This window comes from Mesorhizobium sp. L103C131B0 (assembly GCF_000502275.1).
Taxonomy (GTDB): domain Bacteria; phylum Pseudomonadota; class Alphaproteobacteria; order Rhizobiales; family Rhizobiaceae; genus Mesorhizobium.
The window spans coordinates 153,598-163,612 of the sequence record NZ_AYXC01000021.1; the positions used below are offsets into that span (position 1 = coordinate 153,598).

At 64.5% G+C, this 10,015-nt stretch carries 9 protein-coding genes and 1 pseudogene; 6 read left to right on the forward strand and 4 right to left on the reverse strand.

Annotation, left to right across the window (positions count from 1 at the left end):
• Positions 1-123 precede the first annotated feature (123 nt).
• The 4 genes from iolB to phnN all read left to right on the forward strand — a co-directional run bounded on the left by iolB (position 124) and on the right by phnN (position 3,597).
• Positions 124-936 carry a 5-deoxy-glucuronate isomerase gene (iolB, locus tag X730_RS139225; protein WP_023672346.1) on the forward strand — a complete coding sequence of 271 codons (813 nt, stop codon included), beginning with the start codon at positions 124-126 and terminating at the stop codon, positions 934-936.
• 137 nt (positions 937-1,073) lie between these two features.
• Positions 1,074-1,781, forward strand: a complete 708-nt coding sequence (locus tag X730_RS139220) for a DUF1045 domain-containing protein (protein WP_023739734.1) — start codon at positions 1,074-1,076, stop codon at positions 1,779-1,781.
• Positions 1,782-1,816: 35 nt separating this feature from the next.
• Positions 1,817-2,971 (forward strand): alpha-D-ribose 1-methylphosphonate 5-triphosphate diphosphatase, encoded by a 1,155-nt coding sequence (locus tag X730_RS139215; protein WP_023814494.1) that lies wholly within the window; start codon positions 1,817-1,819, stop codon positions 2,969-2,971.
• Positions 2,968-3,597, forward strand: coding sequence for a phosphonate metabolism protein/1,5-bisphosphokinase (PRPP-forming) PhnN (gene phnN / locus X730_RS139210; protein WP_023827374.1), 630 nt, complete (start codon positions 2,968-2,970; stop codon positions 3,595-3,597). Before X730_RS139215 ends, phnN begins: the two co-directional genes overlap by 4 nt.
• Before the next feature lie 2 nt (positions 3,598-3,599).
• On the opposite strand, the gene X730_RS139205 is transcribed toward phnN, so the two are convergent.
• The 3 genes from X730_RS139205 to X730_RS139195 form a co-directional block, all read right to left on the reverse strand.
• Entirely contained in the window at positions 3,600-4,586 is a 987-nt protein-coding gene (locus tag X730_RS139205) for an ABC transporter permease (RefSeq protein WP_023672350.1), read from the reverse strand.
• A 44-nt stretch (positions 4,587-4,630) separates the two neighbouring features.
• The gene (locus X730_RS139200) at positions 4,631-6,169 is read right to left on the reverse strand and encodes a sugar ABC transporter ATP-binding protein (RefSeq protein WP_023672351.1); all 1,539 of its coding nucleotides are present in this window, start codon (positions 6,167-6,169) and stop codon (positions 4,631-4,633) included.
• Between the two features lie 122 nt (positions 6,170-6,291).
• Positions 6,292-7,254, reverse strand: a complete 963-nt coding sequence (locus X730_RS139195; RefSeq protein ID WP_023672352.1) for a sugar-binding protein — start codon at positions 7,252-7,254, stop codon at positions 6,292-6,294.
• 580 nt (positions 7,255-7,834) lie between these two features.
• Between X730_RS139195 and X730_RS139190 the strand changes: the two genes are divergently transcribed.
• Together X730_RS139190 and X730_RS1000000168305 are read left to right on the forward strand one after the other, a co-directional pair.
• The gene (locus X730_RS139190) at positions 7,835-8,935 is read left to right on the forward strand and encodes a LacI family DNA-binding transcriptional regulator (RefSeq protein ID WP_027049100.1); all 1,101 of its coding nucleotides are present in this window, start codon (positions 7,835-7,837) and stop codon (positions 8,933-8,935) included.
• A 218-nt stretch (positions 8,936-9,153) separates the two neighbouring features.
• The gene (locus X730_RS1000000168305) at positions 9,154-9,336 is read left to right on the forward strand and encodes a hypothetical protein (RefSeq protein WP_031205052.1); all 183 of its coding nucleotides are present in this window, start codon (positions 9,154-9,156) and stop codon (positions 9,334-9,336) included.
• A gap of 358 nt (positions 9,337-9,694) precedes the next feature.
• Here X730_RS1000000168305 and X730_RS1000000168310 read toward each other — a convergent pair.
• A pseudogene (locus X730_RS1000000168310) lies at positions 9,695-10,015 on the reverse strand (hypothetical protein); the annotation flags it as partial.

Consider the following 10,015-nt stretch of genomic DNA (forward strand, 5'->3'; position numbering starts at 1 on the left):
ACGTCGGTGATTGGCCGGAACGTCCCTCGCTTCGTCATCCTAGGGTCTTCGCGACGGAGCTTCGCTCTAGGATGACGAAGTTGAGAGGCCGACCTCGAAGACTTGCGATAGGAGAGACAAAACATGTCGAAACTGCTCGTCAAAGCCGACAAGGGCCATGGCCGCGTCGCCCATGTCACGCCCAAAAGCGCCGGATGGACCTATGTCGGCTTCGACCTGCACCGCCTGAAGCCGGGCGAGACCGCATCCGGCAAGACGCAGGATCGCGAAGTCTGCCTGGTGTTCGTCACCGGCAAGGGCACGGCAAGGGCCGGCGGCCAGGAACTCGGCCTGCTCGGCGAGCGCATGTCGCCCTTCGAGGGCAAGCCGTGGTCGGTCTATATTCCGGAGGGTTCGGACTGGTCGGTCACCGCCGACACCGATCTCGAACTCGCGGTCTGCTCGGCGCCGGGCCTGGGCGGCGGCTTGCCCGTTCGCGTCATCGCACCCGACGACCTCGGCCAGGAGACTCGGGGCAAAGGCACCAACACGCGCTACGTCACCAACATATTGCCCGAGGGCAAGCCCGCCGACTCGCTGCTGGTGGTCGAGGTCATCACGCCCGGTGGCCACACATCGAGCTACCCGCCGCACAAGCACGATCAGGACAATCTGCCGGCCGAATCCTATCTTGAGGAAACCTATTACCACCGCCTCAACCCGCCGCAGGGCTTTGCCTTCCAGCGCGTCTACACCGACGCCGACAAGTCGGGCGCCCGCGAACTGGACGAGGCGATGGCGATCGAGGACGGCGATGTCGTGCTGGTGCCCAAGGGCTATCATCCGTGCGCGGCCTGTCACGGCTACGACCTCTATTACCTTAACGTCATGGCCGGGCCGAAGCGGACGTGGAAGTTCCACAACGCGCCCGAGCACGAATGGCTCATGAAGGCCTGATCGGCCTTCGCTTGCGCCGGAAGAAAAATCGTCGGCTAACGATCCATGGGGTCGATTTGCCTTCGAAAACTCGCATAAGCTTCGTCAATCCGTCATGGAAATCACCTATGGCAGCGGGCTGACGAGGATTTTTTTCGATGCGCTACGCCATCTATTTCACCCCGAGGCAGGACGAGCCGTTGGCGCGGATCGCCGCCAACTGGCTGGGTCGCGACCCCTTTGGCGCCGCCACCAGGCCGGTCGAGGCGGTGGGCGAGCTGTCGGCGGCCGAAGTCGCCTTTCACACCGCATCGGCGCGGCGCTACGGTTTTCATGCGACGCTGAAAGCGCCCTTCCGGTTGGCCGCCAACGAAACCGAAAGCTCGTTGCGCGCGGCGCTGGACGCCTTTGCCAAAGCAACGCCGACGGTCACCATCCCGCGCCTGGTCGTCAGCCAGATCGATGGTTTCTTCGCTTTGGTGCCGGAAGGTCCGCTGCCGCCGCTCAACCGTTTCGCCGATGATGTCGTGCTTAGCTTCGACCGTTTTCGCGCGCCGCTCACCGAAGCGGAAATCGAACGGCGCAGCCCGGATTCGCTGAAACCGGCCGAGTTCCGCAATCTCTGTCAGTGGGGCTACCCCTACGTGTTCGAGACCTTTCGCTTCCACATGACGCTGTCCGGCCGGGCCGGGCCGCAGGAAAGCCAACGTCTGCGCGCGGCAATCGACAGCCTGTTCGCCGATGTGCTGCAGCAGCCGGTGCTGGTGGATGCGCTGACGCTGTTCGTCGAAACCGAACCGGGCGCTCCGTTCATGGTGCTTTCGCATCATGCGCTCGGCCGCCGCGCTGCCCGAAAAACCGCCTAACCGCAATTCGTCCGAGTAACCAGGGACCGCCTGAAATGACCGCCGAAACTGTTCTCCACAACGCCCGCATCGTGCTTGCCGACGAGATCGTCGAAGGGTCGCTCGTGCTGCGCGACGGTTTTATCTCCGGCGTCGACGCCGGCACCGGCCACACCGGCGGGGGCATGGGCGGCGAGGACATGGGCGGCGACTACATCATTCCCGGCCTGGTCGAGCTGCACACTGACCATCTCGAAGGCCACTATGCGCCGCGCCCGAAAGTGCGCTGGAACCCGATCGCCGCCGTCCTTGCCCATGACGCGCAGGTGGCCACCGCCGGCATCACCACCGTGCTCGACGCTTTGCGTGTCGGCATGGACGAGGACGCGGATATTACCTCCGACGACATCCGCAAGCTCGCCGGCGCGATCGAGGACAGCGTCGCGAAAGACCGGTTGCGGGCCGACCATTTCTTGCACCTGCGCTGCGAGGTCTCGGCGCCGGATTGCTTGCGGGCTTTCGCCAATTTCGATGGCGACGAGCGGGTCAAACTGGCCTCGCTGATGGACCATGCGCCGGGACAGCGCCAGTTCGTCAATCTCGAGACCTACGCCTATTACTACCAGCGCAAGCTGAAGCTGACCGATCGCGACTTCCAATTGTTCTGCGAAAAGCGGATGTCGGAATCAGCGAAGAATTCGGGACCGAACCGGGTGGCGATATCAGCCGCCTGCAACGAGCGGGGCATTGTGCTGGCGAGCCATGACGACGCCACATCGGGCCATGTCGACGAGGCGATCGAGCAGGGCGTGCGCGTCGCGGAATTCCCGACCACGCTGGAAGCCGCCAAGGCCTCGAAGGATGCCGGGCTCGGCGTGCTGATGGGCGCGCCCAACGTCATGCGCGGCTCCTCGCATTCGGGCAACGTCTCGGCCCGCACGCTGGCCGGCGACGGCCTGCTCGACATATTGTCGTCCGACTACATTCCCTTCAGCCTGATCCAGTCGGCCTTCTTCCTCGGCGACGTCGTCGAGGGCATTTCCCTGCCGCAGGCGGTTGCGATGGTGTCGAAGAATCCGGCCGAGGCGATCGGCCTAAACGACCGCGGCGTCATCGAACAGGGCCGCCGCGCCGACCTCGTGCGTGTGCGCGTCGACGACCATGTGCCGGTCGTGCGCACTGTCTGGCGCCAAGGGCGCCGGGTCGCCTGATGGTCTCGGCGTCGATCGAGCGCGAACTCAGCAGCGAGGCCTTTCCGCTCCGCAACGGCGTGTTTGTCGCCGTCGTCGGCCCGAGTGGCGCCGGCAAGGATACGGTAATCGGTTATGCCCGCACCTTGTTTGCCGACGAGACGAGGCTGGAGTTCGTCCGCCGGGTCATCACCAGGCCGAGCGATGCGGCAAGCGAGGATCACGACACGCTGGCCGACGCGGCCTTTGTCGAAGCCGAGGCCGACGGCGCCTTCGCCATTTCCTGGGAGGCGCACGGCCTGCGCTACGGCATTCCGGCCGATGTCGACTCGTCCATCGCCAACGGCTATGTCGCGGTCGCCAATGTCTCGCGCGCAGTCATCCCGGTGCTGCGGGAGCGCTATGCCAATCTGGCTGTCGTCGAGATCACCGCCTCGCCGGAAATCCTCGCCGAGCGTCTCGCCCAGCGCGGCCGCGAATCGCGCGGCGAAGTGCTGGCTCGGCTCGCCCGCAGCGCCAATATCGCTTTGTCCGGCTCCGGCGTCACCTCGATCGACAATGGCGGCCAGCGCGAAGCCGCCGGAGAACGCTTCGCCGAGGTGCTGCGCAAGGCGATGGCCTTCTCGGATATATCCGGCGTGATGTAGCGCTACTCCGCCGCGACAGTCTTCCGGCTGGCATCGAGCATCAGCCGCCTTGCGCGGAACACGCCCCATTGCTGGTCGACCAGCACGCCGATCAGGATCACGCCGCCCATCACCGCGAAGTTGAGCGAGGACGGGATGCCGAGCAGATTGACCAGGTTCTGCAACTCCTGCAGCAGCACGGTGCCCAGGATGACGCCGACCAGCGAGCCTTCGCCGCCGCGCAGCGAGAAGCCGCCGAGAACGGCGGCGGCAATGGCGTAGAGCTCGTAGAACTGGCCGTGGCTAGCCGGCGAGATCGAGCGCGTGTACATGGCGAAATAGATCGCCGACAGCGCCGTCAGCACGCCGCAGATGACATAGGCGGCCATGACGACACGGCCGGTGCGAATTCCCGAATATTTCGCCGCCTCTTCGTTCTTGCCGATGGCATAGAGGTAGCGTCCGAACACCGAGCGGTGCAGCACCACCCACATGACGATCGAAATGACGATCAGTGCGATGAAGCTGTTGGGCACGCCATAGCTGCGGCCCGCGGTGAGGAATTCGAGCTCGGGAAAATTCTGGCCGAAGGCGAAGCCGGCGGTGCCGTCGGCGGTATAGAAACGGGCGACCCCGCGATAGATCAAAAGGCCGCACAGCGTGACCACGAAGGGCTGCAATTTCAGCCTTGTGATCAGCCAGCCATGCGCCAGTCCGATGATGCCGCCCAGCACCAGGATCAGCGGCAGCGCCAGCGGCCATGGCATGTCGCGCACGGCGATGAAATCGATGAATAGCGTGCCGAGCAGCGCCACCAGCGATCCCACCGACAATTCGATGCCGCCGGTAATGATGACGAAGGCCTGGCCGATGGCGAGGATCCCGAACAGGCCGATCAGGTTCGAGGTGTTGGCGAGGTTGATCGGCAAAAGAAAGCGCGGGTTGATGGCGGTCACCACGGCGCCGACCACCAGGATCAGGATCAGCAGGCCGAGATCTTTTTTGCTCATCGTCTTCTCCCCAATGCGCCGGACCGGCAATCGCCTGAAGCCCGCTAGTTTGCCGGCTTGCCGACCGCCAGCAACAGCACGTTTTCCTGGCTGAATTGTTCTTTGTCGAGAATGCCCGAGATCTGGCCCTCATGCATGACGGCGATGCGGTCGGACACGCCGATCACCTCTTCCATGTCGCTGGAGATCATCAGCACGGCCACGCCGGCATCGGCCAAGGCTCGCATCAGCCCGTAAATCTCGGCCTTGGCGCCGATATCGATGCCGCGCGTAGGCTCATCGAGGATCATCACCTTCGGGTTCATCGCCAGCCATTTGCCCAGCACCACCTTCTGCTGGTTGCCGCCCGACAGCGTGCCGGTTCGCGTCTGCACCGACGGCGCCTTGATGCCGAGATTGCTCTTCTGCTTCTCGGCGGTGGCGGTCTCGGCGCTTGCCGACACCAGTCGACGCTTCGCATGCGCCGGCAGGTTGGGCAGCGAGATGTTCTGCGCGATCGACAGGTCAAGCAAAATGCCGGTCAGCTTGCGGTCTTCCGGAACCAGAAAAATGCCATGCGCGACCGCATCGGCCGCCGAACCCAGCACAAGCGGCTTGCCGTCGAGTTCGAGCCCACCGCCAAGCGTGCTGTCTATGCCGAAGAACACCCGCGCCAGTTCGGTGCGGCCGGAGCCGACAAGGCCGGCGAGGCCGAGGATTTCACCGCGCCTGATGTCGAGGTCGACCGGCCGGGCAGGGTAGGCGGGGGTGCGGATGGCTTTGGCCGAGAGCGCAGTGGCGCCCGGCGCCCGAGCCGCCTCGGAGGCCTTCTCGCGCTCCTTCAGCATGCGGCCGATCATCAGCTTGACCATCTGGTCGTGGTTGATGGCGCTCTTCGGCAAGGTGCCAGCCAGCATGCCGTCGCGCAGCACCACGACGCGGTCGGCGACGCGCTCGACCTCATGCAGCCGGTGCGAAATGAAGATGACGCTGATGCCATCGGCCTTCAGCGCCTTGATGACGTCGAGCAGCTTGTCGGTTTCGGCGAGCGGCAGGCTCGACGTCGGCTCGTCGAGGATCACCAGCCGCGCCTTGATCGACAGTGCCTTGGCGATCTCGACCATCTGCTGCTGCGCCAGCGACAGCGAGGCAACCGGCGTATCGGCGGAGAAATTGGCGCCGACGCGCTTCAGCAGTGGCGCCACCATTTCGCGCAGCTTGGCGCGGTCGACCAATCTCAGCGGCCCGCCGCGCAACGGCTCGCGGCCGAAGAAGATATTGGCGGCAACATCGAGGTTTTCGAAGAGATTGAGTTCCTGGTGGACGAAGGCGATGCCCGACCCCAGGCTGCCTTCGACGGTGAGCCCGTCATGCGCAACGCCGTCGACGGTGATGGCGCCGCTGTCCGGCCTGGTGACGCCGCCGAGGATCTTCATCAAGGTCGATTTGCCGGCGCCGTTTTCGCCGACCAGGCCGATCACCTCGCCCGGCCTGACCTCCATGGAAAAGCCGTCCAGCGCCACCACGCCCGGATAGGTCTTGCGCACGTTCTCGAGGCCGAGGAACGGGGTGGTTGCGACGATAGATGGGTCGGAATAATTCATCACGCCATATTTGATCAGGCTTGCCAGCAGCCGGTGGGCTACAGACTGACGGGCCTTGGCCGACCCGTCAACACGATCGCCGGCTCAAGGCGAACCCTGAGCCGGCGCAACTGCTCGTGGTCTCAGTTTCCGGACATCGCCTTCAGATTGGCGGCATAGGTGTCGACATCGTCCTTACCGATGATCTTGGTCGGGATGATGATCAGGCCGCCTTCCGGAATGCCTGATTTGTCGCCCTTGAGATAGGCGGCCATCAGCTTCATGCCCTGATAGGCCCACTCGAAGGGCTGCTGCACGACGGTCGCCGCCACGGTGCCTTCCTTGACGCCGCCCAGCGTGATCGGATCGTCATCGAAGCCGACGACGGTGATCGAGCCGAGCTTGCCGGCGTCGCGCAGCGCTTCATAGATGCGCGGCGTGTTGTAGGAATAGAAGCCGACCATGCAGGTGATGTCGGGGCTGGCGACCAGCGCGTCCTCGACATTCTTCTTGGCGCGCGCCTGGTCGATGTCGTCGCCGCGCACGTCCACCAGTTCGATCTTGCTGCCGGCGAGGCCGTCCTTCATGCCCTGGATGCGTTCCTTGGCATTGTCGGCGCCGAGCAGGCCGACGAAGCCGAGGCACTTGCCGCCGTCCGGCATCGCCTTCTTGGCGATCTCGGCCGCCTGCTTGCCGGCGTCGACATTGGACGAGCCGATATAGGCGACGCGCTTGGTCTGCGGGGCATCGGAGTCGGTGGTGAACAGCGCCGTTTCCGACGCGATCTTGTTCAGGCCGTCGGTCGAGGTCTTGGGGTCGACGGCCGAGACCATGATGCCCTTGACGCCGGCGGTCACCAGATCGTCCATCAGCCGCTGCTGGATGGCGACCGAGGACTGCTCGGGATATTTGAGTTCGAGATTGTAGTCGGGCAATTCGGCCTGCGCCTTCTTGACGCCGGCTTCGGCGGCCTTCCAGAAATCGGAAGCGCCGTTGACGACGAAGGCAAGCGTCGGCTTGTCGTCGGCGCGCGCAATGGCTGTCGCGGTCAGGCCAAGCAGCAGGGCTGCGGTGGCCACGGATGCATGTCGTATCAAGGATTTCATGTTCAACCTCCCGTTTTGGCTCAGTCGTCGGACTGAACCGATCTTGCATTCACTGACTTGCCGCTCGCGATTTGGACGCCCTCCTCCTCAGGGGTTCCCGGCGCTGAAGAATGGCGTCGTCGGTCGCGATCACGGACTTTAGAGACTCATCCCGTGCTCGTAAATAGTCTGATTTGTCTGACATATCACATGTCCGAGACCAAGCTTGCGGAGGCAAACCCCGCTCGCCATCGGGCCATTCACGTGCACTTCTCGCCGCACGGGTCCCACCTGACCGGACACGGCGGATTGACGTTACAGCGTCGTTTTGTATTAGTAAACACTATTAGCAGAGGTCTCGCGCGGACACTCGGCGGTGGCCCTAGGTCTAGTTTGCCCGAACAGGTGCAGCACGGCTTCGCGCAAGCAGATGCCTTGCAGTCCTTGAATTTCACGCAGCCCGCAGCGGCATGGCGGGGAACTTCAAAACTGCTAATAAAGATAATCGCCTTCGACTATTTCCATTGGTCGACGGCGCGACACCATCTTGTCGGTGTGGCAGGCTTGCGACTAGACAGGCTGGGGATTGGGACGCAATGCCATGAGCGAGACGAGGGATCCGGACGACACGGCGAAGCGGCGCAAGGCGCCGGCGAGAGCGGCCAAGGGCGGCCGCGTCACCATGACCGACATTGCCAGGGCAGCCGGTTGCTCGCAGGCGACCGTCTCTTTCGTGCTCAACGATTCGCCCGGCATCCGGCTGTCGCAGCAGACGCGCGAGCGGGTGATCGACGCCGCGCGCTCGCTCGGCTACGCAGCACCCGCCTTCTCGGCGCTGCGCAAACCTGTTCCCGCCTTCGATGGACTTGACGGTGTCATCGGTTTCGCTGTCGACCAGCTGGCGACAAGCCCGGAAGCCGTTGTCGCCATCGAGGGCGCGCGCCAGGCGTCGTGGAACGCCGGCAATGTGTTGCTCGTGGCGCAGACCATGGGCGACGCCGTCATGGAGCCGCGCGCCGTTGCGGCGCTCACCAGGCGCGGCATCTCGGCGCTGATCTACATGACCATCTTCACCCGCGAGATCACGGCGCCGGACTTCCTCTACGGCCTCGACATCCCGGTCATCCTGCTCAACTGCTACACGGCCGATTATGCCTTCCCGGCCGTGGTGCCGTCCGAGATCGCCGGCGGCCAGAACTCGACCCGGCATCTGATCGGCCACGGCCACCGCCGCATCGCCACCATCACCGGCGAGCCGTGGATGCAGGCCGCGCAGGACCGGCTGAAAGGCTACCGCAGGGCGCTCGCCACCGCCGACATCCCGTTCGATCCCGAACTGGTGGTCGAGGGCGACTGGTCGGCGAGCGCCGGCTATGCCGCGACCGTGGAGCTTTTGGAGCTGAAAGAGCGCCCGACCGCCATCTTCTGCCAGAACGACCGCACGGCCATCGGCTGCTACGAAGCGCTGAAGGAGGCGGGCCTGCACATCCCGCAGGACATCTCCGTCGTCGGCTATGACGACGAGGAGATCGCCCGCCATCTGTTCCCGCCGCTGACGACATCGATCCTGCCGCACATGGCGATGGGCCAATGGGCGATCGAACAGCTCGAAGTGCCGCCTGCCGGCCGCGGCCGCTATCCCATCACCAAGCTGGAATGCCCGCTGGTGCAGCGGGAGTCGGTGGCAGCTGTGGCTGGATAAAGTTGAACCAGCCCATCCCGATGCAAATCGGGATGGGTCTGTTTGGTGTTTGCGCCTCAGGGCAGGGTCTATCCGGGAACGTGCCGCGGTTAGAACCGCAAGACGACAAAGGAGCGCCTGCGATAGCAGCGCCGGCGCAACCGGCCATGCCGCCAGAACGTGCGGCAGTGCCGTCTCCAGACATGCCGCCTGTGGTGGCGACGACGGTGCCATCGCCGATGCGATATCTGCTCGACATCGCCCGGGCCTTCGTCGTCATCAAACGAATTGGCATCCTGCTTGTCGAGTTCATCGAGAATGCCGTTGCCGACATTGGGAACCCCGGCCACGGCCTCGAGAGGCCGAACCGCGGTAGCAAGCGCCGCGGCCCCCGCAACGCCGAACAATGCTGTCAAGAATGATCGCCGATCCATCAAAACCTCCATCAGCAAGACAAGGCTAACATGACGAGCCTAACACAAAGCAGCTAGAGCGGGTGATACAAAAGGCCAGAGGCGAATCTTCGAGCCGGCCCAAACGGGTGACCGGACGGACGGCAGAGGTCAGATTAAGGCCGCAACCGGGCGGCGCGCTTCCTTCGGCTCGGCGACCAAGCCATGCGGAATGCCGCCGATGAAAGCGCACAGCCTGAGCGGTTCCGCCTTTCCGCGAAACGCTGAACCGCTCGGCAAAGCTCTCTCCCTAAGAATGCCCGCCACCTTGCGGCATTGGGGCTGGCTGAGAGACTGACGCCCCACGGCAGATGCGATGTTGCGGTACTCAGCGCCGCGCCAATATCCGGCAGAGCTCCTTCAGGTCCCGGTCGTAGGTGCCCTTGCCGCTGAGCACGCTGGCGCAGCGTTTCTTCATCTTGGCGATCTGGCCGGCCGACATGGCGCTGATGGCAACCACCGCCGGTCGCGTCGGCACCGCCGGCGTGTTGGGATCCCGAGGGCTGGTGGGCGCGGTCGGTGCGCCAATGCCGACCCCGACCCCGGCCGTCACCCCATTGCCCACCCCGACACCGGCGCCGACCCCGACACCGCTGCCGACGGTTGCGCCGACCCCGACCCCGACGCCCGTGCCCACCGATGCGCCGAC